This window comes from Leisingera sp. UBA4491 (assembly GCF_002388965.1).
GTDB classification, from domain to species: domain Bacteria; phylum Pseudomonadota; class Alphaproteobacteria; order Rhodobacterales; family Rhodobacteraceae; genus Leisingera; species Leisingera aquaemixtae.
This window is the reverse complement of record NZ_DGNN01000014.1, coordinates 1-26,394: the sequence shown is the minus strand read 5'-3', so window position 1 is coordinate 26,394 and position 26,394 is coordinate 1. Positions and strand designations below refer to the sequence as shown.

The window sequence follows — 26,394 nt, the reverse complement described above, 5'->3', positions numbered from 1 at the left end:
AAAAAATTGACATGCAGTACAATTCCTCTCAAGTCTGTCGCAGCGGTGCGCAGGCACCGGTGAGACTTGGGAGGAAATCATGGCTCAGACAGTCACATTCAGCTTCGCGGCCCTGGCAGCGGCGGGGATTGCCCTGGCGGGCAGCGCGGCGCAGGCGGACACCTGGCGGTACGCCTTTGAGGAGGCGATGACCGATGTGCAGGGCGTCTATGCGCAGAAGTTCAAGGAAGAGATCGAGGCGAATTCGGACCACGAGATCCAGCTGTTCCCCTATGGCACGCTGGGCGAATCCGCCGATATCATGGAGCAGACCCAGGACGGCATCCTGCAGTTCGTCGACCAGTCGCCGGGCTTCACCGGCTCCTTGATCCCCGAGGCGCAGGTGTTCTTTGTGCCGTATCTGCTGCCGACCGATCAGGATCACCTGGCGCGCTTCTACAAGGAGAGCAAGGCGATCAACGATATGTTCAAGCCGCTTTATGCCGATCAGGGGCTGGAGCTTTTGAACATGTTCCCCGAGGGCGAAGTGGCGATGACCACCAAGACGCCGGTGACCACCTGCGCCGACCTGGACGAGGTGAAGTTCCGGGTGATGACCAACCCGCTGCTGGTCGAAAGCTACAAGGCCTTTGGCGCCACCCCGACGCCGCTGCCGTGGGGCGAGGTGTACGGCGGTTTGCAGACTAATGTGATCCAGGGGCAGGAGAACCCGACGTTCTTCCTCTACTCGACCAAGATCTATGAGGTCACCGATTACATCACCTATGCCGGCCACAACAACTTCACCACCGCGGTGATGGCCAACAAGGATTTCTATGACGGCCTGAGCCCCGAGGATCAGCAGCTGGTGCAGAACGCGGCGCAGGCCGCCTATGACCATACGGTGGTGTACCAGCAGGAGGCGGCAGAGACCGAGCTGGCCAAGATTATGGAGGCCAAGCCGGAGATGCAGGTGACGGTGCTGACCGACGAGCAGCGCAGCTGCTTCAAGGAGGCGGCGGCTGAGGTTGAGGCCAAGTTCATCGAGATGACCGGCGACAGCGGTGCCGCGATCCTGGAGCAGATGAAGGCGGATCTGGCGGCCACCGCCAACTGACGCCTGCATGGCGCGTGCTGCTGAGCGGGGGCCGCCCGCTCAGCCCGGCGCAGTCCTTGGGAGGACGGAATGCACCAGACACATGACTCCGCGCTGCCCGGTTTCCTGGGTGTGATCGACAGCGCCATCAGCCGCACCGAGTCGTTCCTGCTGGCCGCCGGCGTGCTGCTGATGGCCGCCAATACCGTGGCCAATGTGGTGGGGCGGTTCGTGCTGGGCAATTCCATTTTCTTCTCCGAGGAGCTGAACCGGATCCTGATCATCCTGATCACCTTTGCCGGCATCAGCTATGCGGCGCGCAATGCCCGCCACATCCGGATGTCGGCGGTCTATGACCTGCTGCCGCCGCATCTGCGCAAGGTGATGGTGGTAGTGATTTCGGTGATCACCGCGGGCTTCATGTTCCTGCTGTGCTTTTACGCGGTGAAATACATCGGCTCGCAGGCGTCGCGCGGGCGGGTGCTGCCGGCCTTGCAGATCCCGGTCTGGGTGATCCTGGTCTGGGTGCCTGCGGGGTTCTTCATGACCGGTGCCCAGTACCTGCTGACCGCGGTGCGCAACCTGACGTCGCCCGGCATCTACCTCTCGACCCATGTGCAGGAGGGGTACGAGGACACGGAAGAAATCGAGATCTGAGGACGGACCCATGGCTGCAACCATTTTCCTGACCATGATTGTCCTGCTGCTGCTGGGCTTTCCGATGATGATCCCGCTGATTGCCGGCGCGTTCATCGGCTTTCTGATGCTGTTCGGCGATCTGGCCCGGACCGAGACCATGGTGCAGCAGATGCTGGCGGGGATCCGGCCCGCGTCGCTGATTGCGGTGCCGATGTTCATCTTTGCCGCCGACATCATGACCCGCGGCCAGTCGGCCGGGCGGCTGATCAATGTGGTGATGGCCTATGTCGGGCACATTCGCGGCGGGCTGGCGATTTCCACCGCAGCCGCCTGCACCATGTTCGGTGCGGTCTCCGGCTCGACCCAGGCGACGGTGGTGGCGATCGGCTCGCCGCTGCGCCCGCGGATGCTGCAGGCGGGGTACAAGGACAGCTTTGTGCTGGCCCTAATCGTCAATGCCAGCGACATCGCCTTCCTGATCCCGCCGTCGATCGGGATGATCATCTACGGGGTGGTCTCCAGCACCTCGATTGCCGAGCTGTTCATTGCGGGCATCGGGCCCGGACTGCTGATCCTGCTGCTGTTTTCCGCCTATGCCTATATCTATGCGGTGCGCAACAACGTGCCGGCAGAGCCCAAGGCCACCTGGGGCGAGCGGTTTCAGACGATGCGGCAGGCGCTGTGGCCGATGGGGTTTCCGGTGATCATCATCGGCGGCATCTACGGCGGCGTGTTCAGCCCGACCGAGGCGGCGGCGGCCTGTGTGCTTTATGCGCTGATCCTGGAAGTGCTGGTGTTCCGCTCGATTGCGCTGGCGGATGTCTATGACACCGCCAAGTCCACCGGCCTGGTCACTGCTATCGTGTTCATTCTGGTGGGGGCAGGGGCGGCGTTTTCCTGGGTGATCTCCTTCGCGCAGGTGCCGCAGCAGATCCTGGGCGCCATCGGCATTGCCGAGATGGGGGCCATCGGGGTGCTGTTCGTGATCTCCATCGCGTTCTTCATCGGCTGCATGTTCGTCGATCCCATCGTGGTGATCCTGGTGCTGGTGCCGGTGTTTGCGCCGGTGGTGAAATCGGTGGGGCTGGATCCGGTGCTGGTCGGCACCATCATCACGCTGCAGGTTGCCATCGGATCGGCCACGCCGCCGTTCGGCTGCGATATCTTCACCGCGATTGCCGTGTTCAAGCGCCCCTATGCCGAGGTGGTGCGCGGCACGCCGCCGTTCATCCTGATGCTGCTGGGGGTGTCGGTGGCGCTGATCTTCTTCCCGCAGATTGCGCTGTTCCTGCGCGACCTGGCGTTTGCCAAGTAGGGGGCGCGGCGATGTTCACATCCGTTCTGGTGCCGTTTGACGGCTCGCAAGGCGCTGAGGCGGCGCTGGCCAAGGCGGCGGAGCTGGCGCAGCTGTGCGGCGCCGCGCTGACGCTGCTGACGGTCTACCGCCACCATTCGCTGCTGGAGGCCTCGATGCATATGGTGCGCCCGGATCAGCCGGAGGATTTGGACGAGATCATGCGCAGCCACGCCAAGGAGGTGGCCGAGCGCGGCAAGGCGCTGGCGCGGGCGGGCGGCATCGACGCCCCGCGCGCCTTTGTCAAAGCCGGGCCGGTGGCGCGCACCATCACAAGCTTTGCCGGGGAGCACGGGCATGACCTCATCGTGATCGGCAGCCGCGGCCTTGGCTCCTTGGAGGGCGTCCTGCTGGGCAGTGTCTCCCACAAGGTGACGAGCCTGGCGGAAACCCCGGTTCTTGTTGTTTAGGAAAGCGAAAATGGCTCTTGATATCCATGCCACGCCCTCACGCGTTGCGGCCCGGCTGGACGCCCGCCCGGTGCCCAAAAGGATCGCGCTGGTGACGCTGGCGACCGACCACACGTCGGAGCGCGACTTTGCCCGGATCTGCGACCCGGACCGGGTTGGCGTCTATGTGAACCGGATCGAATTCGAGAATCCGACCACCCGGGAAACGCTGCTGCAGACCGGCCCGCGGCTGAGCGCGGCGGCGGCGCAGATCCTGCCGGGGGAAGCGGTGGATGTGGTGGCCTATGGCTGCACCGCGGCCTCGATCGTTCTGGGCAATGAGGCGGTCGCCGGGTATCTGAACGCGGCCAAGCCGGACACGCCCTGCGTCACCCCCAGCTCTGCCGCGTTTGATGCGTTTCAGGCACTGGAGGCCAGGCGGGTGTCTCTGCTGACCCCCTACAGCCCCGAAGTCACCGATGAGATGGCGCAGTATTTTGCGGCGCACGGGCCGGAGGTGGTCAGTGCCGCCTGTTTCGGGCTGACCGACGACCGCCAGATGGCGCGGATCTCCGAGGACAGCATCATCGAGGCCGGGATTGCCGCCTGCGATGCGGGCGCGGAGGCGCTGTTTTTGTCCTGCACCGCGCTGCGGGCTGCTGGTTGTGTGCAGCGGATCGAGGACCGGCTGGGCAAACCGGTTGTCAGCTCGAACCAGGCGATGGTCTGGCGCTGCCTGCGGCTGGCGGGGATCACGGATGCGGTGCCGGGCTATGGCCGGCTGTTCGAACTCTAATCAGGCAAGACAGGTGCAATGACTGAGAAAATCACCCTTCAGGACAGCTTTCAGGCCCGGGCGCGGATCGCCGGGCGGGTCCGGCAGACGGCGATGGTGCCTTCTCCTGCGCTCAGCGCGCGGTGCGGCGGTGCGGTTTCGCTGAAGCTGGAAAGCAGCCAGATCACCGGCAGTTTCAAGCTGCGCGGCGCCACCAATGCGGTGTTATCGCTGAGCGAGGAGCAGCGCGCGGCGGGGGTCGTTGGCGTCTCCACCGGCAATCACGGGCGCGGGCTGGCCTATGCGGCGGCGCAGGCCGGGGTGCGCTGCATCATCTGCATGTCGGAACTGGTGCCGCAGAACAAGGTCGAGGGCATCAAGTCTCACGGCGCCGAGGTGCGGATCACGGGCCGTTCGCAGGATGACGCGCAGGTGGAGGTCGACCGGCTGGTGGCCGAGGGCATGACCATGCTGCCACCGTTCGACCACCGCGATATTATCGCGGGCCAAAGCACCGTGGCGCTGGAAATGCTGGAGCAGGCGCCGGATCTGGAGACCGTGCTGGTGCCGCTGTCGGGCGGCGGGCTGATCTCCGGGGTGGCGATGGTGATGAAGGCGGTGAACCCGGCGATCCGGGTGATCGGCGTCAGCATGGCGCGCGGCGCGGCGATGCACGCCAGCCTGCAGGCGGGCAAGCCGGTGCAGGTCGAGGAGCTGCCGACGCTGGCGGATTCCCTGGGCGGCGGCATCGGGCTGGACAATGCCTATACCTTTGCGATGACACAGGCGCTGGTGGAGGATGTGGTGCTGGTCTCCGAGGCGGAAATCGCGGCCGCGATCCGGCACGCCTATTTCGTGGAGCGGCTGGTGATCGAGGGCTCCGGCAGTGTCGGCATTGCGGCGCTGCTGGCGGGCAGGGTTGAGCATCCGGGGCGCTGCGCGGTGCTGGTGAGCGGCCAGAACATCGGCATGGATCTGCACAAGCGGATCATTGATGGTGAAGATGTAGATGCGGCGGCAGAGGCCGGGGGAGGTGCCAATGCCTGACATCAGGATTCTGACCGAGGCGGAGCTGCGCGGCCTGGTTCCGCTGGACGGCGATGCGGTGGACTGTGTGGAGCAGGGCTTTACCACGCTGGCGGGCGGCGGGGTGGAGATGCCGCCGATCATGACGCTGCTGGTCCCGGATCACAACGGCGAGGTCTGCGTGAAAACGGCCTACGTGCCGGGGGTCGAGAGCTTTGCCATGAAGATGAGCCCGGGGTTTTTCGATAATCCCAAGCTTGGGCTGCCCAGCACCACCGGGCTGATGGTGGTGTTTTCCAGCCGGACCGGCCTTTTGGAGGCGCTGCTGCTGGACAATGGATACCTGACCGATGTGCGCACCGCCGCCGCCGGGGCGGTCGCGGCGCGCCATCTGGCGCGGGAGGATGCCAGGCGCGTCTGCATCATCGGCGCAGGCGTGCAGGCGCGGATGCAGCTGAAGGCGATGACGCTGGTGCGCGGCGTTGACAGTGCCGTGATCTGGGCGCGGGACACCGCCAAGGCAGAGGCCGCAGCGGCCAGCCTGCGCAGCGAGCTGGGGATTGACGTCACCGCTGCCACTGACGCCGCGGCGGCGGTTTCCTCGGCGGATATTGTCGTCACCACCACGCCGGCACCCGCGCCTGTCATCAAGGCAGAGTGGCTGCAGCCCGGCCAGCTGGTGATCGCCATGGGATCGGACCAGGCGCACAAGTGCGAGCTGGAGCCGGCCTGTCTGGCGAAAGCGGATCTTTATGTGCCCGACAGCCAGGCGCAATGCGCCGTCAAGGGCGAGCTGCGCAGCGCCATCGCCGCGGGGCTGATCGCCAAGGACCAGAGCTTTGCCGAACTGGGCGGGATCACCGCGGGCAAGGCCGCAGGCCGCCGGTCCGCCAGTGATCTGATCATTGCCGACCTGACCGGCACCGGTGTGCAGGACACCGCCATCGCAACCCTTGCAGGCTCCCGCGCTGATGCGGCGGGGGCAGGCGCCACTTTCACCAGCTGACCAACCAGGAACCACGCATATGGCAGACCCCAAGCTGTATTTCTCCCGCGCTGAATATCAGGCGCGACTGGACAAGACCCGGGCCGAAATGTCCCGCCGCGGGCTTGATCTTCTGATCGTCACCGATCCGTCGAACATGAACTGGCTGACCGGCTATGACGGCTGGTCCTTCTATGTGCATCAATGCGTTGTTGTCGGAATGGACGGCGAGCCGGTCTGGTACGGGCGCGGCCAGGACGCCAACGGCGCCTTGCGCACCTGTTGGATGGATCCGGCCAATATCATTGGCTATCCGGACCATTACGTGCAGTCGACCGAGCGCCATCCGATGGACTGCCTGTCGGCGCAGCTGAAGGACCGCGGGCTGAACGGCGGCGTGATTGGCGTCGAGATGGACAATTACTATTTCACCGCCGCCGCCTATGCCTCGCTGCAGAAGCACCTGCCGGATGCGCGGTTTGCGGATGCCAACGCGCTGGTCAACTGGCAGCGGGCGGTGAAGTCCGAGGCCGAGCTGGCCTATATGCGGCAGGCCGGGCAGATCGTCGGGCGGATGCACCAGCGGATTTTCGAGCGTGTCGAGCCGGGCATGCGCAAATGCGATCTGGTGGCGGAGATCTATGACGCGGGCCTGCGCTATGACGCGGAGCTGGGTTTTGGCGGCGACTACCCGGCGATTGTGCCGCTGTTGCCGTCCGGTTCTGATGCTGCCGCGCCGCATCTGACCTGGGACGACCTGCCGATGAAATCCGGCGAGGGCACGTTTTTCGAGATCGCGGGCGTGGTGCACCGCTATCACTGCCCGCTGTCGCGCACCGTGTTCCTGGGCAAGCCGACGCAGACCTTCCTGGACGCGGAAAAGGCGGTGCTGGAGGGGATGGAGGCCGGGCTGGAGGTGGCCAAGGCCGGCAACACCTGCGAGGACATCGCCAAGGCGTTTTTCAAGGTGCTGAAGACCTACGGCATCGAGAAGGACAACCGCACCGGCTATCCCATCGGGGTCAGCTATCCGCCGGACTGGGGCGAGCGCACCATGTCGCTGCGCCCCGGCGACACCACCATTCTGGAAGAAAACATGACCTTCCACTTCATGACCGGTCTCTGGATGGAGGACTGGGGGTTCGAGATCACCGAAAGCATCCGCATCGGGGCAAACGGGCCGGAGTGCCTGTCCGATGTGCCGCGCAAGATGTTCGTGAAGGACTGATCCATGAAGCCAAATCCGATTTCCCCCACCATCCCGCTGGACCGGGACGGGGTCCACCACGGCTATCTGAAGCTGCCCTACAGCCGCGATGACTCGGCCTGGGGTTCGGTGATGATCCCGCTGACGGTGATCAAGAACGGCGACGGGCCGACCGCGCTGCTGACTGGGGCCAACCACGGCGATGAATACGAAGGCCCGATTGCGCTGCAGGAACTGGCCGCCACCACCCGGGCCGAGGATGTGACGGGCCGGCTGATCATCGTGCCGGCCTTCAACTATCCGGCGTTCCGCGCGGGCACCCGCACCTCGCCCATCGACAGGGGCAACCTGAACCGCGCGTTCCCGGGCCGCCCGGACGGCACCGTGACCGAGAAGATTGCCGACTACTTCCAGCGCACGCTGCTGCCGATGGCGGATCTGGCGGTGGATTTCCACTCCGGCGGCAAGACGCTGGACTTCGTGCCCTTTGCCGCCGCGCATATCCTGGAGGACAAGGCCACGCAGGAGGCGTGCTTTGCCGCGATGAAGGCGTTCAACGCGCCCTATTCGGTGGAGCTTTTGGAGATCGACAGTGCCGGCATGTATGACACCGCGGTGGAGCAGATGGGCAAGGTGCTGGTCACCACGGAACTGGGCGGCGGCGGATCGTCCACCGCGCGCGGCAATGCGATTGCCAAGAAGGGGCTGCGCAATGTGCTGATCCATGCGGGCATCCTGCAAGGGCAGATGCAGATGGACGACACCATCCGCCTCTCGATGCCGGACGACGACTGTTTCCTGTTCAGCGAGGGCGACGGGCTGTTTGAGATCATGACCGATTTGGGCGCGCCGGTGGCGCAGGGCGATCTGATCGCCCGGGTCTGGCCGCTGGACCGCACCGGGCAGCCGCCGGTGGACTACCGCGCCCGGCGCGCCGGGCTGGTGATCAGCCGCCACTTCCCCGGCCTGATCAAGTCCGGCGACTGCGTTGCGGTTGTCGGCGTCTGCGGCGGCTGATAGGGCGGACGGCATGCAACTGGATCAGCGCGACCTCGACATTCTGCGCGTGCTCTCGACCGAGGGGCGCATCACCAAGGCCGCGCTGGCCGACCGGATCGGCCTGTCGCCGACGCCCTGCTGGGACCGGCTAAAGAAGCTGGAGCAGGCGGGGCTGATCGAGGGCTACGGCGCCCGCATCAACCTGCGCAAGCTGGCGCCGCATGTGACGGTGTTTGTCGCGGCGGAAATCGCCGACCACACCGCCGCCAGTTTCCGCGCGTTTGAGGCGGCGATGCAGCGCTATGACGAGGTCACCGCCTGCTGGGCGCTGGGGGGCGGGTTCGACTACCTCTTGCAGATCGTCACCCGCGACATCGACGCCTATCAGCGGCTGATCGACGAGATGCTGGACGCCCGCATCGGCCTCAGCCGCTATTTCACCTATGTGGTGACGAAGCCGGTGAAGGGCGCGGGCGCGCCGCCGCTGGATGTTCTGCTGGGGCAGGGGTGAACCCCGCGCCAAAGCACCTGTCTGGCAGCGGTTTCTTCTGCGGCGCGCCTGAACTTCAGTCACTTCCTCTGCTGCGGACAGGCACACTCCTCTGCAAGACGTGAGGAGGACAATCATGACAGAGACCGCTCTCTCTGCCCGTGCGGACATTGCCGACAAGGCTCTGGTGCGCTCTTTTTCCTACATCGGCGGCAAGTGGCGCGCTGCGGGCAATGGCGAGACCTTTCCGGTCAGCGACCCGGCCGATTGCACCGAACTGGGCCATGTGGCGAGCCTGACGGCAGAGGATTCCTCTGCCGCGGTGGATGCGGCGCAGGCGGCGTTTGCGGGTTGGGCAGGGCTGCTGCCGCAACAGCGCGCGGCCATTCTGCGGCGCTGGTATGAGCTGCAGCTGGAACACAAGGAAGACCTCGCCCGCATCATGGTGCTGGAGCAGGGCAAGCCGCTGTCGGAGGCGCGCGGCGAGATCGACTACGGCGCGGCCTTTGTGGAGTTCTATGCCGAGGAGGCCAAGCGCCCGAATATCGAAGGCGTGACCAGCCATCTGCCGGACGCCGAGGTCGAGCTGTGGCGCGAGCCGGTGGGGGTGGCGGCGCTGATCACGCCGTGGAACTTCCCCTCGGCGATGCTGACCCGCAAGGCTGCCGCCGCGCTGGCCGCGGGCTGCACCGTGGTGGCGCATCCGTCGGGCGAGACGCCGTTCAGCGCGCTGGCGCTGGCGGAGCTGGCAGAGCGCGCGGGCTTTCCGCCGGGGGTGTTCAACGTGGTGACGGGCAAGGCCGCCACCGTGGTGGAGCCCTGGACCGCTGACTCGCGGGTGCGGGCGCTGTCCTTCACCGGCTCCACCGAAGTGGGCAGGCTGTTGTACCGCCAGTCCGCCGGCACCGTGAAGCGGCTGGTGATGGAGCTGGGCGGCCATGCGCCGGTGATCGTCTTCAAGGGCTGCGATCTGGACAAGGCTGTCAGCGAAACCATCAAGGCGAAATTCGCCACCTCCGGGCAGGATTGCCTGGGCGCCAACCGGATTTTTGTAGAACGGGCCGTATATGCCGAGTTCTGCACCAGGTTCACCAAGGCCGCGCAGGCGCTGACCCTCGGCCGGGGGATGGAGGATTGCGACCTCGGCCCGCTGATGAATGAAAAGGCGGTGCAGAAGCAGGAGGCGCATGTGGCGGACGCGCTGGCCAAGGGCGCAACGCTGGCCTGCGGCGGCAGGCGGCATCCGCTGGGGCCGCTTTTCTATGAACCGACGGTGCTGACCGATGTGCCGGCGGAGGCGCTGATCATGTCGGAGGAGACCTTTGGCCCGGTTGCCCCTATCACCCCCTTTGACACCGAGGAGGAGGTGGTGGCGCGCGCCAATGACAGCGAATACGGGCTGGTGGCCTATGTCCACAGCCACGATCCGCGGCGCATCTACCGGCTGAGCCGGGCGCTGCAATACGGCATGGTGGCGGTGAACCGCACCAAGGTGACCGGCGCGCCGATCCCGTTCGGCGGCACCAAACAGTCCGGCCTGGGCCGCGAAGGCGCGCGGCTGGGCATGGAGGAGTTCACCGAGGTCAAATATGTCTGCCGCGACTGGGCGTGACAGACAAAAATCTTCGAAGATTTTTGCCAAGAATTTTTGAAAATTCTTGGCCGCAGAACGCAAATGGAAGGAAAATCCGATGCTGAAGAACGACCAGCTTGACCAGTGGGACCGCGAGAACTTCTTTCACCCCTCCACCCATCTGGCCCAGCACGTCCGCGGCGAAAGCCCGAACCGGGTCATCAGGACCGCCTCCGGCGTGTTCATCGAGGACCGCGACGGCAACAAGCTGCTGGATGCCTTTGCCGGGCTTTACTGCGTGAACGCGGGCTATGGCCGCCAGGAGATTGCCGAGGCCATCGCAGATCAGGCGCGGGAGCTGGCCTATTACCATTCCTATGTCGGGCATGGCACCGAAGCCTCGATCACGCTGGCCAAGATGATCCTGGACCGGGCGCCAGCGAATATGTCCAAGGTCTATTTCGGCCTCGGCGGCTCGGACGCGAATGAGACCAACGTGAAGCTGATCTGGTATTACAACAACATCCTGGGGCGTCCTGAAAAGAAGAAGATCATCTCGCGCTGGCGCGGCTACCACGGGTCCGGGCTGGTTACCGGCTCGCTGACCGGGCTGGAGCTGTTCCACAAGAAGTTCGATCTGCCGGTGGACCAGGTCATTCACACCGAGGCGCCTTACTATTACCGCCGTGCGGATCTGGACCAGAGCGAGGAACAGTTCGTGGCCCATTGCGCCGCCGAGCTGGAAGCGCTGATCGAGCGCGAGGGCGCGGACACCATCGCGGCCTTCATTGGCGAGCCGGTGCTGGGCACCGGCGGCATCGTGCCGCCGCCTGCGGGGTACTGGGAGGCCATTCAGGCCGTGCTGAGGAAGCATGACATTCTGCTGGTAGCCGATGAGGTTGTCACCGGCTTCGGGCGTCTCGGCTCCATGTTCGGCTCGGACCATTACGGGATCGAGGCGGATATCATCACCATCGCCAAGGGCCTCACCTCGGCCTATGCGCCGCTCAGTGGCTCTATCGTCTCGGACAAGGTGTGGAAGGTGCTGGAGCAGGGCACCGACGAGAACGGCCCTATCGGCCACGGCTGGACCTATTCGGCGCACCCGATCGGGGCGGCGGCGGGGGTTGCGAACCTCAAGCTGATCGATGAGCTGAACCTTGTCAGCAATGCCGGTGAGGTGGGGGCCTATTTGAATGCCACCATGGCAGAGGCGCTGGCGGGCCATGCCCATGTGGGCGACGTGCGCGGCGAGGGGATGCTGTGCGCGGTGGAGTTCGTGAAGGATAAGGAGAGCCGCACGTTCTTTGATGCCGCCGACAAGATCGGGCCGCAGATCTCGGCCAAGCTGCTGGAGCAGGACAAGGTGATCGCGCGGGCCATGCCGCAGGGCGATATCCTGGGCTTTGCGCCGCCGTTCTGCCTGACGCGGGCCGAGGCCGATCAGGTGGTTGCGGCCACCGTGCGGGCGGTCGGGGCCGTGCTGGGCTGACCCTGCCGCAACAGGGCTGCGTCCCGGCTTGCGCCGGGGCGCGGATCAGCTGCCGAGCAGCCGGGCGCTGGTGTCCTCTGCCGTGTCGCCCTCTGCCATGCGGGCAAAGGCCTGGCGCCAGCCCTCGGCCAGTTCGGGCAGCTGCGCCAGCGCCGCAGCTTCCTGCGGTGTGGCCTTGCGGCTGAGGCGGAGGCGGGTGACGCGTCCGACGCTCCAGTCCGGGTGCAGGCGTTCGATCAGGGTGATGGCGCTGCCGGCTTCGGCCTGGCCCGTTTCAAGAACGCGATAGTACCAGCCGGTGCGGCCGGTTTTCTGGAACAGATAGGCCATCTTGGGGTTGCCGGTGTGCTGGCTGACCTTCCAGCAGGGCTGGCGGCCCTGGCTGATCTGCACCACCGCCGTGCCCAGCCGCAGGATGTCGCCGATGCAGAGATTAGTCTCTGTCATCCCCAGCGCCGCGATGTTTTCGCCAAAGGCGGCGGGGACGGTGCCCTCCGGAATCTGGCCCTCGGCGATCCACTGCGGATAGTGGTCCGAGGGATACTGGTGGATCGCCTTGTCCGGGCCGCCGTGGTTTTGCGGATCGGCCTGGGCGTCGCCGGTGAAGCCCAGTTCGGTGATCTGCTGCAGACCGTCCGCGCGGGTCTTGGCGATGGCGGAGGGCGGGCGGCCGGGCCAGCGCTCGGCGACCGAGCCGAGGAACAGCCCGGCGATGCGGGACGCGGGGGGCGTTGGGGTCATGCGGGCACCTGTTCGTGGCAGATCTTGCGGGTGTCTTCGGGCGACAGCGGCTCCGCCAGCAGGCGGCAGAAGCCGCCCGGGCCGTCCGGCGCGAAATGCTTGCAGGCGCGGCAAAGGCCGAAGGGCTGGCCTCCGTTCTGTGCAATCATGCGGCCCAGGATCTGTTCCAGTGCCGCCTGCAGCGCGGTCCGGTCCGCCGGGGGCAGGGCCGCCGCGGCGTCTGCCAGGGCACGGGGCAGGGCGGTGGCCTGCTCGCCCTGTGCGGTCAGGGCAAAGCGGATCACCCGCTTGTCGGTGTCGGAGCGCTCCTCCTCCACATAGCCCTTCTGCGCCAGTGCCTTGAGCGTTTGCGAGACGGTGCCGCGGGTGCTGCCAAGATAGGCGGCCACGTGCGAGGGGCTGCGGGAAAACCGGTTGGCGCGGGAGAGATAGTCCAGCGCGGCCCGCTGCGCCGGGTTCAGCTCTGCCGCCCAGCTTTCGCCGGCGTCGAGGCGGGCGAGGCGGCTGATCAGCTCGGGGATGCGGGCGGTCTGGTCCATCCGCAATAGATAGCGAGTCGAAATGAATTGCGCAAGCCGCCCGGCGCAGGCGCGGCCCGGCGGCGCCTGCCGGAAAGGTTGAGGCAGATCATTTCCGCGCCGCAGCCGCCTGTGGCAGTATCGCCGCGAAAGGAGGGCGGCTGTGGCGGATCCCGTCTTTACCATGAAGGGTGTGACCAAGGTCTATGACACCGGCGGCGCCAAGGTGCATGCGCTGGCGGGTGTCGATCTGGAGCTGCCCGGCGGCGAGCTGGCGGTGCTGCTTGGCCCCTCCGGCAGCGGCAAGTCGACGCTGCTGAATATCCTGGGCGGGCTGGATCATGTGACGGACGGGCGGGTCTGGTTCCGCGATCTGGAGCTGACGGCGATGCGGGACCGGGAGCTGACCCGCTACCGGCGCGACCATGTCGGCTTCATCTTTCAGTTCTACAATCTGGTGCCCAGCCTGACCGCGCGCGAGAACGTGCAGCTGGTCACGGATGTGGCGCGCGATCCGATGCCTGCCGCCGAGGCGCTGGAGCTGGTGGGGCTGGGCCACCGGATGGACCACTTCCCGGCGGAGATGTCGGGCGGCGAGCAGCAGCGGGTGGCGATTGCCCGCGCCATTGCCAAGCGCCCCGGGGTGCTGCTGTGCGACGAGCCGACCGGCGCGCTGGACAGCAAGACCGGCATTCAGGTGCTGGAGGCGCTGCACCAGATCAACCGCGATTTCGGCACCGCAACGGTGGTGATCACCCACAACGCCGACATCCAGAAGATCGCCCACCGGGTGATCTACTTCCAGGACGGGCGGATCAGCCGCATCCAGGAAAACACCACGCGGCTGGCGCCCGCCGACATCAGCTGGTGAGCCATGCAGGCACTGGACCGGAAGCTGCTGCGGGATTTCAAACGGCTCTGGGTGCAGGCGCTGGCGATTGCCATGGTGCTGGCCTGCGGGGTGGCGATCCTGCTGACGGCGGTGGGCATGTATCAGGCGCTGCAGGGCACGCAGGAGGCCTATTACGGGCGCAACCGCTTTGCCGATGTCTTTGCCATGGCGCGCCGCGCGCCGGTCAGCCTGCTGCCGGAGATTGCCGCGGTGGAGGGGGTTCTGGCGCTGGAGGCGCGGGTCAGCGGCTATGCCAACCTCGACATGCCGGGACGGGCCAAGGGCGCGGTGGGGCGCATCCTGTCGCTGCCGGAGAGCGGCCCGCCGCAGCTGAACCTGCCGGTGCTGCGCAGCGGCCACTGGCCGCAGCTGCCGGGGGAGGTTGCAGTGAACGCGCCCTTCGCGCTGGCTAACGGGCTGCAGCCGGGGGATCATTTCCGGGCCAATCTGAACGGCCAGCAGCGGCGGCTGACGGTGACCGGCACCGCGCTGTCGCCGGAGTTCATCTATACGCTGGGCCCGGGCGCGCTGATGCCCGATAACCTGTCCTTTGGCATCATCTGGATGCGGCGGGAGGAGGCGGAGGCCGCCTATGACATGGCGGGCGCCTTCAATGACCTGACGCTGAAGACCGCGCGCGGGGTGCAGGAAGAGGAGGTGATCGCGCGGCTGGATCAGCTGCTGGAGCCCTATGGCGGACAGGGCGCCGTGGGGCGGGCGCAGCACGGCTCGCACGCGATTGTCGATGCGGAGATCAGCCAGATGAAGGGCACCGCGATGGTGCTGCCGCCGATCTTTTTTGGCATCTCGGCATTTCTGGTCAGCATGGTGATGGGCCGGATCGTGGCGCTGGAGCGCAGCGAGATCGGCCTGCTGAAGGCGGTGGGCTATTCCGATGCGGAGGTCTGCCTGCACTATCTGATGCTGGCGGCGCTGGTGGCGCTGGCGGGGATTGCGATCGGCTGGGCCGCGGGCACCTGGCTGGCGCAGCTGCTGGCCCGCCAGTATGCCTTCTACTTTGACTTTCCGTTCCTGATCTACCGGGTGTCGCCCTGGGCCTATGCGCTGTCGGCGCTGGCGGCGCTGCTGACCACCACCGCAGGGGCGGCGCGCGCGGCGCTGCGGGCGGCGCGGCTGGCGCCGGCGGTGGCGATGCAGCCGCCCGCGCCGCCGCGGTTCAAGCATTCGGCGGCGGACCGGCTGATGCGGCAGCTGCGGCTGTCACAGCCTGCCGTCATGATCCTGCGCAGCCTGCTGCGCTGGCCCTTGCGCAGCGCGATGACCGGGCTGGGGCTGGCGCTGGCGGTGGCATCTGTGGTGGCCTCGTCCTTCTTTGCGGATGCGCTGGACGAGATCATGGACACGGCGTTTTACCAGAGCAACCGGCAGGATGCGGTGGTGATGTTCACCGAGGATCAGCCGGAAAGCGTGCTGGAGGAGATCCGCGCCCTGCCCGGTGTTCTGCAGGCGGAGGGGCAGCAGTATGCGGCGGCCATCCTGCGGCACGGGCCGCGGATGAAGCGGGTGACGATCGAGGCGCGGGTGCCGGACCCGGATCTAAGCCGGGTGGTGGCCAGCGACGGCAGTGTGGCAAACGCGGGCCCCGGCGGCATCCTGCTGAGCGAGCGGCTGGCGGAGCAGCTGGGCGCGGTGCCCGGAACGCTGGTGGAGGTGCAGTTCACCAGCGGCCGGCGCGAGACCCGGCAGCTGCCGGTGACGGGCACGGTCAAGCAGTATTTCGGGCTGGGCGCCTATATGGATCATGCCAGCCTGAACGCGTTGTTCCGGCAGGCGCCGCAGTATTCGGCTGCCAGCATTGCCATCGACCCCAGCCGGCAGGACGCGCTGTTCACCCGTCTCAAGGCGCTGCCCGCAGTGGCCGGGGTGCCTGTGATGACCGACATGCGCCGGTCGTTCCGGGAGGTCATCGCGCAGCAGGTGATTGTGATGAACATGGTCTACATCACCATTGCGGTGCTGATCACCATCGGCGTTGCCTACAATGGCGCCCGCATCCAGCTGTCGGAACGTGCCCGCGAGCTGGCCAGCCTGCGCATCCTGGGGTTCTCGCGCCGCGAGGTCTCCTTCATCCTGGCGGGGGAGATGATGCTGCTGGCGCTCCTGGCGCAGCCGCCGGGCTGGCTGATCGGTGCGGCGATCGCGCGGCTGGCGGTGGAGAACTTTTCCAGCGACGTTTACACGATACCGCTGGTACTGGAGCCTGCGGCCTTTGCCAGCGCCAGCCTGATCGTGCTGGCGGCGGCGCTGTGCTCGGTGCTGATCGTGCGGCGGCGGCTGGACCGGATGGACCTTGTGGCGGTGATGAAAACCAGGGAGTGAGAGATGATTGCGAACCTGCGCAGCCTGCTTTTGTACGTGACCGGCGGCGGTGTGCTGGCGGCGCTGCTCTATGTGGCGCTGCGGGAGGAGCCGGCCGCGGTGGACCTGCATGAGGTGACGCGCGGCCGGATGGAGATCACCATTGACGCCGATGGCGAAACCCGGGTCCGCGACCTGTTCGAGGTGGCGGCGCCGATTGCGGGCACCGCGCGCCGCTCGCCGGTGCGGGCGGGGGACCGGGTGACAGCGGGCGAAACCCTGGTCGCCATTGTCGAGCCTGCCCGGCCGCATCTGCTGGATGCGCGCACCCGGGCGCAGGCGCAGGCAACGCTGCAGGAGGCGCAGGCGGCGCTGCATGTGGCGCGCGCCGATCTGCAGAAGGCCATCGAGGACCGCATTCTGGCGCAAAGCCAGTTTGAGCGGGTGAAGGCGCTGGCGGAGCGCAATGTCGCCTCGCTGACGCGGCTGGAGGACGCCACCCAGCGGCTGGCGGTGGCCGCCGCCGGGGAGGAGGCGGCGAGCGCAAGGGTGGACATGTCGCAAAGCACCCTGGCGCGGGCGCAGGCGGCGCTGATCCTGCCCGAAGCGGGGGCGGAAGTGCCGGACAGCTGCTGCATCCGCATCACCGCGCCGGCGGACGGGGTGGTGCTGTCTGTGGTCACCATCAGCGAACGCCCGGTGCTGCCCGGCGATCTGCTGGTCACCATCGGCGATCCGCAGGATCTGGAGCTGGTGGCCGATCTCTTGTCCTCGGACGCGGTGCGGCTGGCGCCGGGCGCCCGCGCCAGCATCGAACGCTGGGGCGGGCCTGGGCCGCTGGAGGCGGTGCTGGACCGGATCGAGCCGGTGGCGCGCACCAAGGTTTCGGCGCTCGGGATCGAGGAGCAGCGGGTGGATGTGTTCTTTGACCTGGTGACGCCGAAGGCGCAGCGCACCAGCCTAGGCGAGGGGTTTTCGGTCTTTGCCCGCATCATCGAGTGGGAGGCGGAGGACGTGCTGCGGATCCCGGTCAGCGCGCTGTTCCGGGACGGCGGCGGCTGGGCGGCCTTTGTGGCGGCGGACGGGCGCGCCGCGGTGCGGCCGCTGACGCTGGGGCGGCGCAACGGCCAGGTGGCTGAGGTTCTGGAGGGGCTGGAGCCGGGCGAGCGGGTGATCCTGCACCCAGGCGAGGCGGTCGCGGACGGGGTTCTGATCACCGAGCGCTGAGGGCGGCTGCCGGGCGACACATAGCTTTACCATTTGCGGCAGACCCTTTCCTTTTTCCGTGTCTCCTACATCCCCGTTCGCGCCTCCTGTTCCGCCAGTGGCGAAGCTTTCCCTGATTTTGACTTCGAAAGACCTCGTGTCTTCCGGAGGGCAAAGCAGGGTGGGCGCAGCCCGGACTGCGGCCGGACGGTGATCTGACACCCGCGAAATGACAGGATGCGCCGGAGCGGTGAAATCGGGAGGGGGCCGCGCCTGGCGCGGGAGGAACCGGATTTCTCCGTGGAGGCTGAGGCGCGAGCTGCATCAGAAGCCGTGTTCAGATTGCCGGCCGGATGGCAGGCGGACCAATCAAACGGAAAATGCCAGGCGCGTTATAGAGCGGAGCGGAGGCGCGGCTGACATCTTTGCAAGCGATCGCGGTCTCGTCCGCGATCACTTTCGAAATTCGGCAGAAAGGCCAGGAGGAAAGCAGACGGTGAGATCTTCAGCAGCCGCAAGGCAGTCCAGCGGAAGTTTATCGACTTGGCGAACGAGATCCGCGGGCTGTTCCGTATCTTCGGGCATCGATTGCCGCCGCGGGCAGATCAGGCATCCTTTGACGAGCGGGTGCGCCCAATCATTGATGCAGACCCAGATACGGCTTCGCTGTGTGGAGACTGCGCCGCATCGGGCCAGCCAGCCGCACGTCAAACAGGGGGGGGTCAATTTTGGATGCCTACAGGGGGTCAAAGTTCCGTGCCGATTGACACCCGGGCGTGGAGCAGGTTGGCGAACAGGTGCTCGTTCAGTCCTCCCGCCATGCCCAGACATCAGCACCGCGCTGACACCTGAACCTTACCGGCGGTTTGAATGGCCGTTGTCCGGTTGTTTGTTCTTTGGGAAGCGCCGCAGAGTATTGGGCCGGTCTGAGCCCAAATTACTGAATACAGCGCGAGATATGAACTGGCAGGAAACACGCAATGCCGCCTTTGGCCGAAGTAGTACCGACCCAAGCCAGACATCAACACCCACGGGTTTTCGGAAATGCAACTTCTGCAAAGTGGACATCTTCGAAGTTTCCGTTGCAGAGGTTTTTTTCATTATGACAGGCGTTTGGTCACCAATATTGCGCCTGGGAATCTCGCTTTTACTGCCCCTTTGCAAAAGATGGCGGCCCACCCGTGCTTACTGTTCAGAAGTATCCCGGGAAGAAGGCGCGGGCGGTGGTTTGGCAGATTTCCACCGCATTTCCCCTGCTGAATTCATCGGGGTGGGCGTGAAAGTCGGTCCACAACCCTTCCAGCAGTGACATGATAGCCATCGCGACTTTCTCGGGATCACCCTGGGTGCCGCAAGCCTTACACAGCACATGGCAGCAGTTGCGCACATGGTCATGCAGGTCGGTTCCGCGGGTTTCGGTATAGCCGGTTCCAAGCGCCTGCAATTCAGGTTCCGCGCGGAAAGCAAAGGTCAGCCGGGCGCTGCGCTTGTTCAGAACTGCTTCCGAAAAATCCGTTTCAAACAGCGCTTGAAGGCGGGCTGCGGCATGTTCCGGGGTGCTCACCTCTTCTGGTGCTTGGCTGGTGAAGTTCTGCCACGCCGCATTGTACTCCCGCGTCATGTGTATCGCGAGTTCGCGAATCAAGTTGTCTTTCGACTGGAAATGCAGGTTGATCATGCCGCGCGACAGGCCGGATTCCTCCTGGATACGGCTGATTGTTGCGCCGCTCACGCCGTGCCGCAGGATCACGCTGGCAGTGGCGTCCAGCAGGACCTCCCGGTGCAGGTCCTTGTCCACCTTCCGCTTTTTCCTTGTATCTTCGGCACTTGTCATTTGCCCGCCCCCTCATTCTCCCGACTGGCCCGCTGCCTTTCCAGCACCTTGCCCGCGATTGCAACAGATTTCCATCGACAATGAACGATCATTCACTTACGTCTAATGTATGAACGTACATTCATGAAAACAGCAACTCCGGACAGAGGGCCGAGATGACCAAACTTGGAAACGACTTCGAAAACTTCAAAACCTGGGACAAGGAGAATTACTTCCATCCGTGGGAAGGGCTGGAAGTTCAGGGCGCCGGAAAAGCCGACAGGACGTTCAGCGAGTATGCCGAAGGCATCTATGTTTACGACGAGCACGGCAACAAGGTGATCGACGGCCCCGGCGGCATGTGGTGCATGCAGCTGGGCTACGGTAACGCCGAGATTGCTGATGCGATGGCGGCACAAGCCCGCAAGATGGCCTATTGCTCGCCCTTCAGCGAGGCCACGTCGGTAAGCGCCGAATTTGCCCACGCGATTGCCGAACGGGCGCCGGGCGACCTCAACCGGGTCTATTTCACCACCGGCGGCTCCACTGCGGTTGATACCGCCATCCGCTTTGTCCACTTCCGCAACAACCTGCTGGGCAAGCCCGCCAAGAAGCGGATCATCACCCGCGCGCACGCCTACCACGGCGGCACGTATCTGACCGCCTCGCTCAGCGGCAAGCCGAGCGAGCGCCAGTGGTTCGACACCGATCAGGTCCTTCCCCATTTCCTGCCGGATGTGAACGCCTTCCGCCGTCCCGCAGGCATGAGCATCGAAGCCTTCCTGGACGAAAAAGTGGCGGACCTGGAAAACGCCATCCTGGAGCTGGGCGCGGACAATGCCGCCGCTTTCATTGCCGAACCGGTGCTGGGCTCCGGCGGCGTGATCGTGCCGCCCGCGGGCTACCACAAGCGCTGCCTGGAGGTCTGCCGCAAACATGATGTTCTGTACATCTCCGACGAGGTCGTCACCGGATTTGGCCGCCTTGGCCACTGGTTCGCCTCCGAAGAGCTGTTCGGCATCACCCCGGACATCATCACCTGCGCCAAGGGGCTGACCTCGGGCTATGCGCCGATGGGGGCGGCGATCTTCTCGGACCGGCTGTTCAAGGACATCGAGGGCGATGTTTCCAAGGATGTCTATTTCACCAGCGGCTACACCTATTCCGGCCATCCGGTCTGCGCCGCCGCGGGCCTCAAGAACATCGAGATCTTCGAGCGCGACGGCATTCTGGAGCATGTCCGCAAGGTGACGCCGCACTTCCAGAAGCGCCTGCATCAGATGCTGGAGCTGCCGCTGATCGTGGATGTGCGCGGCATGGGGCTGGTGGGCTGCATCGAATGCTCGCTGACCCGTGAGGGCCAAGCCAGCGCCGGGATCGACGCCACCATCGGCGCGGTGATCGACGCCCGCTGCCAGGAACTGGGCCTGATGGTCCGCCCCTATGGCAACATGGCGATCTTCTCGCCGCCGCTGGTGATCACCGAAGCGCAGATCGACGACATGTTCGACATGCTGACCGAAGGCGTCCAGCGCGCCACCCGGGAGTTGCTGGAACAGGGGCTCGAACTGGAACAGGAGCGGGCCTAAGGCCCGCATCCCAAAAGAGAAGCAAACAGAAACCCAACACGGGAGGGAACCATGAAATCCAAGCTGAGAACTGGCCTGATGGCCGGAACAGCCGCCATCTGGGGCGCCGCCGCGGCGGCTGAGGGTGAACTGGTGATCTACAACTGGAGCGACTATCTAGATCCAGCGATCATCGAGGCGTTCGAGGTTGAGACCGGGATCGACGTCACCTATGACACCTATGATTCAAACGCGATGCTGGAAACCAAGGTTCTGGCGGGCAGCTCCGGCTATGACATCATCGTTCCCTCCTCCACCGGCACCGCGCGGCTGATCTCGGCCGGGGTGCTGCAGAAGATCGACAAATCCAAGATCCCCAACCTGCAGCACGTCTGGCCCAAGATCGCCGGACTGATCGAAACCTTCGATCCCGGCAACGAATACCTGGTGCCCTACAACTGGTGGACATTCGGCATTGCCTATAACACCGGCAAGCTTGCAGAGCGGCTGGGCGACGACCACCCCAGGTCCTGGGATCTGCTGTTTGACCCGGAGATCTCAGGCAAGCTGGCCGATTGCAGCGTGATGATCGTGGACTCGCCCATAGACGTGATCGGCGCCGCGCTGATCGACATGGGGCAGGACCCGAACACCAGCAACAAGGATCAGATCACCGCCGCCGGGGCGCATATCGGTGCGATCCGGGGCAACATCGCCCAGATTTCCACTGACGCCATGATCGGCGCGCTGTCCGATGGCGATGCCTGCCTCGGCCTGACCTGGAGCGGCGACGCCTATTGGGCCGCCGATGGCGCCAAGGAGGCCAACAATGGCGTTAATCTGGAATACATCATTCCGGAAGAAGGCACGCTGCTGGACTTTGACGGCCTCGCCATCCTGGCCGATGCCAGGAACGTGGAAGAGGCCCATGCCTTCCTGAACTACCTGCTGCAGCCTTCGGTGTCGGCGCAGAACGCCAACTTCATCCGCTACGGCAGTGCCAACCTCACCGCCCAGGCAGAAATCGACCCGGAGCTGACCGGCAATCCCGCCGTCTATCCGACCGAGGCGACCATGGAGATGCTGACCACCCCGGTGCTGCAAGACCGCAAGACGGAGCGTCTATACACCCGCACCTGGTCCAAGGTCCGCACCGGCCAATGAGCTTTGGCGCGGCTTCAAGGCCGCACCTGTCTTGCCTGCCGCGGCGCCCGCTCATGCAGCGGCAGGCACCTGCAACAGGGGAACCTGCAACAATGAATTTCCATGATCCGGCCAGTACCGCCGCCCAGGCCGAACCCGTCAGTGCGCTGACGCCGGACCGCACCCCCTTGATCCGCTTCGAGAATGTGACCAAGACCTTTGGCAGCTTCACCGCGATCTCGGACCTGAACCTGGACATCCAGGAGCGCGAGTTCTTCTCGCTTCTCGGCCCCTCCGGCTGCGGCAAGACCACAATGATGCGGCTGCTGGCCGGGTTTGAGGAAGTGACCTCGGGCCGCATCCTCTTGGACGGTCAGGACCTGACCGGCATCCCCGCCAACCGGCGCCCGGTGAACATGATGTTCCAGTCTTACGCGTTGTTTCCGCATATGTCGGTGGCCAAGAACATCGGCTTTGGCCTGAAACAGGAGCGCTGGAAGAAAAGTGATATCCAGGACCGCGTCGACGAGATGCTGGCACTGGTGCAACTCGAAGACTTCGCGGACCGCAAGCCGCACCAGCTGTCCGGCGGGCAGATGCAGCGGGTGGCGCTGGCACGCTCGCTGGCTAAAAAACCCAAGGTTCTGCTGCTGGACGAGCCGCTGGGCGCGCTCGACAAGAAACTGCGCGAAGAGACCCAGTTCCAGCTGATGGACGTGCAGGACCGGCTGGGCCTCACCTTCATCATCGTGACCCACGATCAGGACGAGGCGATGACCGTTTCCTCCCGCATCGCGGTGATGAAGGCGGGCAAGCTGCTGCAAACCGACACGCCCGCACGGATTTATGAACACCCGGCCTCAAGCTATGTCGCTGATTTCATTGGCAACGTGAACCTGATCAACGTCGAGCTTGCGGGCATGGACGGCGAGCTGGCACTGGCCCGCTGGGACAGCGGAACCCGGCTGGCAATCCGCCCGCAGCCCGAGGATGTGCTGACACCCGGCGCCCGCAAGACGCTGGTGCTGCGCCCCGAGAAGATCCACGTCACCAAGGACCAGCCAGCAGAAGCCCCCAACGTGAACAGGTTTGAGGGCACGGTGGAGGAAATCTCCTATACCGGCAGCGCCTCCACCTTCCTGGTGCGGCTCGACGGCGGCCAGCTGATCCGCGCGCAAGAGGCCAACCGGCTCCTGACCTCGCGCCGTGAAATTGACTGGAACAACCGGGTCTGGCTCAGCTGGCGCGCGGGCGCTTGCGTGCTGGTCGACGCGTGAGGGCCGGACCATGAGCACATCCGCCCCGCGCCGCCTGCTAATCCTTCTGCCCTATCTGTGGCTGGGGCTATTCTTCCTGGTGCCCTTCCTGATCGTCATCAAGATCGCACTGTCGGACTCGGTCACGGCCAGCCCGCCCTATGCCCCCACCTTCAGCCTTGATGAGGGGCTGGCAGGCCTGCGCGCGGCCTTCGCGGCGCTGGACTTCGAGAACTTCCTCTGGCTGGCCGAGGACGGCATCTACCTCAAGGCCTATCTCAACAGCGTGAAGGTCGCCGCCATTGCAACTCTGCTTTGCCTGATGATCGGCTATCCGGTGGCCTATGCCATGGCGAAGGCACCGCAAGAGTGGCGCAAGACGCTGCTGCTGCTGGTGATCCTGCCGTTCTGGACCAGCTTCCTTATCCGCATTTACGCCTGGATCGGCATCCTCAAGAACGAGGGTTTCCTGAACCTCACCCTGATGAAGCTCGGCCTCATTGATCAGCCGCTGGCGATCATGCACACCGAAATCGCGGTCTATGTCGGCATCGTCTATTCCTACCTGCCGTTCATGATACTGCCGCTTTATGCCTCGCTGGAACGGATCGACGGCCGGCTCCTGGAAGCCGCCGAAGACCTCGGCTGCGGTGCCTTTGCCGCCTTCCGCCAGATCACCCTGCCGCTGTCGCTGCCGGGAGTGGTTGCGGGCTGCTTCCTGGTCTTCATCCCGGCGATCGGCGAATTTGTGATCCCCGACCTCTTGGGCGGCTCCGGCACGCTGATGATCGGCAAGACCCTGTGGCTCGAGTTCTTCTCCAACCGCGACTGGGGCGTGGCGGCGGCGGTGGCCATCGTGCTGCTGACCATCCTGATCGTGCCTATCGTGCTGTTCCAGCGCCATCAGCAGAAACATCAGGAGGAACTGGGATGATCCGCCGCTTCAACATGTTCAACCTGACCTCGCTGACCTTTGGCTTGGCCTTCCTCTACCTGCCGCTCTTGCTGGTGGTGATCTACTCCTTCAACGACTCCCGCCTGGTCGCCGTCTGGGGCGGCTTCAGCACCAAATGGTACGGCATCGTGCTGAACAACGAGGCTTATCTGGCGGCCGCCTGGATCACCCTGCGCATCGCCTTTGTCTCGGCCACGCTGGCCACGGTGCTGGGCACGCTCAGCGCAGTTGTCATGGTGCGTATGGGCCGCTTTCCGGGCCGCACGCTGTTCTCCGGCATGATCTATGCGCCCTTGGTGATGCCCGAGGTGGTGACCGGCCTGTCGCTCCTCTTGCTGTTCGTCGCCATCGGCCTCGACCGCGGCTTCTGGACCATCACCATAGCCCACGCGACCTTTGCCATGTGCTATGCCTCGGTGGTGGTCTCTTCCCGGCTGGCCAGCTTCGACCGGTCGCTGGAGGATGCGGCGCTGGATCTGGGCTGCACGCCGTTCTCGGCCTTCCGCCAAGTGACGTTGCCAGTGATCGCGCCCGCGGTGATCTCGGCCTGGCTGCTCTCTTTCACTCTGTCGCTCGACGACCTGGTGATCGCCACCTTCACCTCCGGCCCCGGCTCCACCACCCTGCCGATGAAGCTCTATTCCTCGGTCCGGCTGGGCGTCTCGCCCGAGATCAATGCGCTCTCGTCCATGCTGATCGGCATCGTCACCCTTGGCGTCATCGCCGCCTCGCTGACCAACCGGCGGCAGGAGCGGCGCCGGCAGCAGGACCACCGCGCGGCCGCCGCCGCCGCATGACTCGCTCTCAAACCTCAATGGATACGGCAATGCAGTACAACATGTCCCAGTTCTACATCGGCGGCCGCTGGACCGCCCCCCGCGGCAGCGCCTCGGCGGAGGTGATCAACCCGGCCACCGAACAGTCCCTTGGCCGCCTGGCGCTTGGCAGCGAAGCAGGCGTTGATGCCGCCGTGGCCGCAGCCAAGGCCGCGCTGCCCGGCTTTGCCGCCACCAGCCGCAAGGACCGCATTGCGCTCCTTGAACACGTGCTGGAGGTCTACACCGCCCGCGTGGATGATTTCGCAAAAGCCATCTCGCTGGAAATGGGCGCCCCGATCACCATGTCGCGCGAGATGCAGGCGCAGGTCGGCATCGACCATCTGGAGGCCATCATTGCCGATCTGAAGGCGCTCGATTTCGAGGAAACCCTGCCCAACGGCGACACGCTAGTGCGGATGCCGACTGGTGTCTGCGGGCTGATCACCCCCTGGAACTGGCCGATCAACCAGATCGTGCTGAAGGTCGGCCCTGCCCTGGCCGCCGGCTGCACAATGGTGCTGAAACCCTCCGAGCTGACACCGCTGTCGGCGATCCTCTATACCGAGGTGCTGCACGAGGCCGGCGTGCCCGCGGGCGTTTTCAACCTGGTCCACGGCGAAGGCCCGGTGGCAGGTGCTGCGCTGTCACGCCACCCGGATGTCGCCCTGATGTCCTTCACCGGCTCCACCCGCGGCGGTGTTGCGGTAACCCGCGATGCAGCGGAAACCGTCAAGAAGGTTGCATTGGAGCTTGGCGGCAAATCCCCGAACCTGGTGTTTGCCGACTGCGATCTGGACACCGCCATCTCCGAAGGGGTGGAGGCCTGTTTCATCAACACCGGCCAAAGCTGCGACGCCGCCACCCGGATGCTGGTCGAGCGCAGCGTCTATGGCCGCGCGGTCGAGCTGGCGCAGGCAAAATGCGCGCAATTGACCGTCGGCGACCCGGTGGAGCCTGGCGATCACATGGGGCCGCTGTCCAACGCGCAGCAGTATGCCCGCGTGCAGGAGATGATCGAGGCGGGCATCGCCGAAGGCGCGCGGCTGGTGGCCGGCGGGCCGGGCAGGCCGGAAGGGTTCGAGACCGGCTATTATGCCCGACCCACCATCTTTGCCGATGCGGACAACGCCATGCGTATCGCGCAGGAGGAGATTTTCGGCC

Annotated in this window: 24 protein-coding genes; 21 read left to right on the top strand and 3 right to left on the bottom strand. The window is 65.3% G+C overall.

What is annotated here, in order from left to right; translation table 11 throughout:
* The first annotated feature begins 79 nt into the window (after positions 1 to 79).
* The 12 genes from dctP to B2P87_RS07280 all read left to right on the top strand — a co-directional run bounded on the left by dctP (position 80) and on the right by B2P87_RS07280 (position 12,004).
* The gene (dctP, locus tag B2P87_RS07335; RefSeq protein ID WP_286852309.1) at positions 80 to 1,096 is read left to right on the top strand and encodes a TRAP transporter substrate-binding protein DctP; all 1,017 of its coding nucleotides are present in this window, start codon (positions 80 to 82) and stop codon (positions 1,094 to 1,096) included.
* A gap of 69 nt (positions 1,097 to 1,165) precedes the next feature.
* On the top strand, positions 1,166 to 1,732 hold the full coding sequence (locus B2P87_RS07330; protein WP_259975275.1) for a TRAP transporter small permease: 567 nt from the start codon (positions 1,166 to 1,168) through the stop codon (positions 1,730 to 1,732).
* A 10-nt stretch (positions 1,733 to 1,742) separates the two neighbouring features.
* Positions 1,743 to 3,029, top strand: coding sequence for a TRAP transporter large permease (locus tag B2P87_RS07325; protein ID WP_286852306.1), 1,287 nt, complete (start codon positions 1,743 to 1,745; stop codon positions 3,027 to 3,029).
* An 11-nt stretch (positions 3,030 to 3,040) separates the two neighbouring features.
* Positions 3,041 to 3,478, top strand: coding sequence for a universal stress protein (locus tag B2P87_RS07320; protein WP_141892146.1), 438 nt, complete (start codon positions 3,041 to 3,043; stop codon positions 3,476 to 3,478).
* A gap of 10 nt (positions 3,479 to 3,488) precedes the next feature.
* Positions 3,489 to 4,253, top strand: coding sequence for an ectoine utilization protein EutA (gene eutA / locus B2P87_RS07315; protein WP_141892147.1), 765 nt, complete (start codon positions 3,489 to 3,491; stop codon positions 4,251 to 4,253).
* An 18-nt stretch (positions 4,254 to 4,271) separates the two neighbouring features.
* Complete coding sequence (gene eutB, locus B2P87_RS07310) at positions 4,272 to 5,279, top strand: hydroxyectoine utilization dehydratase EutB (RefSeq protein WP_141892148.1); 1,008 nt, start codon at positions 4,272 to 4,274, stop codon at positions 5,277 to 5,279.
* Positions 5,272 to 6,264, top strand: a complete 993-nt coding sequence (gene eutC / locus B2P87_RS07305) for an ectoine utilization protein EutC (protein WP_141892149.1) — start codon at positions 5,272 to 5,274, stop codon at positions 6,262 to 6,264. The genes eutB and eutC overlap by 8 nt, the downstream gene beginning before the upstream one ends.
* A 19-nt stretch (positions 6,265 to 6,283) precedes the next feature.
* Entirely contained in the window at positions 6,284 to 7,471 is a 1,188-nt protein-coding gene (gene doeA / locus B2P87_RS07300; RefSeq protein ID WP_141892150.1) for an ectoine hydrolase DoeA, read from the top strand.
* A 3-nt stretch (positions 7,472 to 7,474) separates the two neighbouring features.
* Entirely contained in the window at positions 7,475 to 8,467 is a 993-nt protein-coding gene (gene doeB / locus B2P87_RS07295; RefSeq protein WP_286852302.1) for a N(2)-acetyl-L-2,4-diaminobutanoate deacetylase DoeB, read from the top strand.
* A 13-nt stretch (positions 8,468 to 8,480) separates the two neighbouring features.
* On the top strand, positions 8,481 to 8,960 hold the full coding sequence (locus B2P87_RS07290) for an Lrp/AsnC family transcriptional regulator (protein ID WP_027234599.1): 480 nt from the start codon (positions 8,481 to 8,483) through the stop codon (positions 8,958 to 8,960).
* 115 nt (positions 8,961 to 9,075) lie between these two features.
* The gene (locus tag B2P87_RS07285; RefSeq protein WP_141892162.1) at positions 9,076 to 10,551 is read left to right on the top strand and encodes an NAD-dependent succinate-semialdehyde dehydrogenase; all 1,476 of its coding nucleotides are present in this window, start codon (positions 9,076 to 9,078) and stop codon (positions 10,549 to 10,551) included.
* Positions 10,552 to 10,630: 79 nt separating this feature from the next.
* Positions 10,631 to 12,004, top strand: coding sequence for an aspartate aminotransferase family protein (locus B2P87_RS07280; RefSeq protein ID WP_141892163.1), 1,374 nt, complete (start codon positions 10,631 to 10,633; stop codon positions 12,002 to 12,004).
* 45 nt (positions 12,005 to 12,049) lie between these two features.
* Here B2P87_RS07280 and B2P87_RS07275 read toward each other — a convergent pair whose 3' ends face one another.
* Both B2P87_RS07275 and B2P87_RS07270 read right to left on the bottom strand, forming a co-directional pair.
* Positions 12,050 to 12,745, bottom strand: coding sequence for an MOSC domain-containing protein (locus B2P87_RS07275; protein ID WP_141892164.1), 696 nt, complete (start codon positions 12,743 to 12,745; stop codon positions 12,050 to 12,052).
* Positions 12,742 to 13,284, bottom strand: coding sequence for a MarR family winged helix-turn-helix transcriptional regulator (locus B2P87_RS07270; RefSeq protein ID WP_141892165.1), 543 nt, complete (start codon positions 13,282 to 13,284; stop codon positions 12,742 to 12,744). The genes B2P87_RS07275 and B2P87_RS07270 overlap by 4 nt, the downstream gene beginning before the upstream one ends.
* A gap of 142 nt (positions 13,285 to 13,426) precedes the next feature.
* On the opposite strand from B2P87_RS07270, the gene B2P87_RS07265 reads away from it, so the two are divergent.
* The 3 genes from B2P87_RS07265 to B2P87_RS07255 are packed head-to-tail and all read left to right on the top strand — an operon-like array spanning position 13,427 to position 17,701.
* Positions 13,427 to 14,134, top strand: a complete 708-nt coding sequence (locus B2P87_RS07265) for an ABC transporter ATP-binding protein (RefSeq protein ID WP_008558589.1) — start codon at positions 13,427 to 13,429, stop codon at positions 14,132 to 14,134.
* A gap of 3 nt (positions 14,135 to 14,137) precedes the next feature.
* Entirely contained in the window at positions 14,138 to 16,495 is a 2,358-nt protein-coding gene (locus B2P87_RS07260; protein WP_141892166.1) for an ABC transporter permease, read from the top strand.
* A 3-nt stretch (positions 16,496 to 16,498) separates the two neighbouring features.
* Positions 16,499 to 17,701, top strand: a complete 1,203-nt coding sequence (locus B2P87_RS07255; protein ID WP_141892167.1) for an efflux RND transporter periplasmic adaptor subunit — start codon at positions 16,499 to 16,501, stop codon at positions 17,699 to 17,701.
* A 1,171-nt stretch (positions 17,702 to 18,872) separates the two neighbouring features.
* On the opposite strand, the gene B2P87_RS07250 is transcribed toward B2P87_RS07255, so the two are convergent.
* Entirely contained in the window at positions 18,873 to 19,478 is a 606-nt protein-coding gene (locus B2P87_RS07250; protein ID WP_158509257.1) for a TetR/AcrR family transcriptional regulator, read from the bottom strand.
* 191 nt (positions 19,479 to 19,669) lie between these two features.
* Between B2P87_RS07250 and B2P87_RS07245 the strand changes: the two genes are divergently transcribed.
* From B2P87_RS07245 to B2P87_RS07220, 6 genes are all read left to right on the top strand, one after another.
* Positions 19,670 to 21,082, top strand: coding sequence for an aminotransferase (locus tag B2P87_RS07245; protein ID WP_141892168.1), 1,413 nt, complete (start codon positions 19,670 to 19,672; stop codon positions 21,080 to 21,082).
* A gap of 51 nt (positions 21,083 to 21,133) precedes the next feature.
* The gene (locus B2P87_RS07240; protein WP_141892169.1) at positions 21,134 to 22,225 is read left to right on the top strand and encodes an extracellular solute-binding protein; all 1,092 of its coding nucleotides are present in this window, start codon (positions 21,134 to 21,136) and stop codon (positions 22,223 to 22,225) included.
* 92 nt (positions 22,226 to 22,317) lie between these two features.
* The gene (locus B2P87_RS07235; RefSeq protein WP_141892170.1) at positions 22,318 to 23,481 is read left to right on the top strand and encodes an ABC transporter ATP-binding protein; all 1,164 of its coding nucleotides are present in this window, start codon (positions 22,318 to 22,320) and stop codon (positions 23,479 to 23,481) included.
* Between the two features lie 10 nt (positions 23,482 to 23,491).
* Complete coding sequence (locus B2P87_RS07230) at positions 23,492 to 24,394, top strand: ABC transporter permease subunit (protein ID WP_141892171.1); 903 nt, start codon at positions 23,492 to 23,494, stop codon at positions 24,392 to 24,394.
* Positions 24,394 to 25,212 (top strand): ABC transporter permease, encoded by an 819-nt coding sequence (locus B2P87_RS07225; RefSeq protein ID WP_286852353.1) that lies wholly within the window; start codon positions 24,394 to 24,396, stop codon positions 25,210 to 25,212. The genes B2P87_RS07230 and B2P87_RS07225 overlap by 1 nt, the downstream gene beginning before the upstream one ends.
* Positions 25,209 to 26,394, top strand: a 1,186-nt coding sequence (locus B2P87_RS07220; protein WP_286852294.1) for an aldehyde dehydrogenase family protein, incomplete at its 3' end; no start/stop codon positions are given. The genes B2P87_RS07225 and B2P87_RS07220, both read left to right, overlap by 4 nt.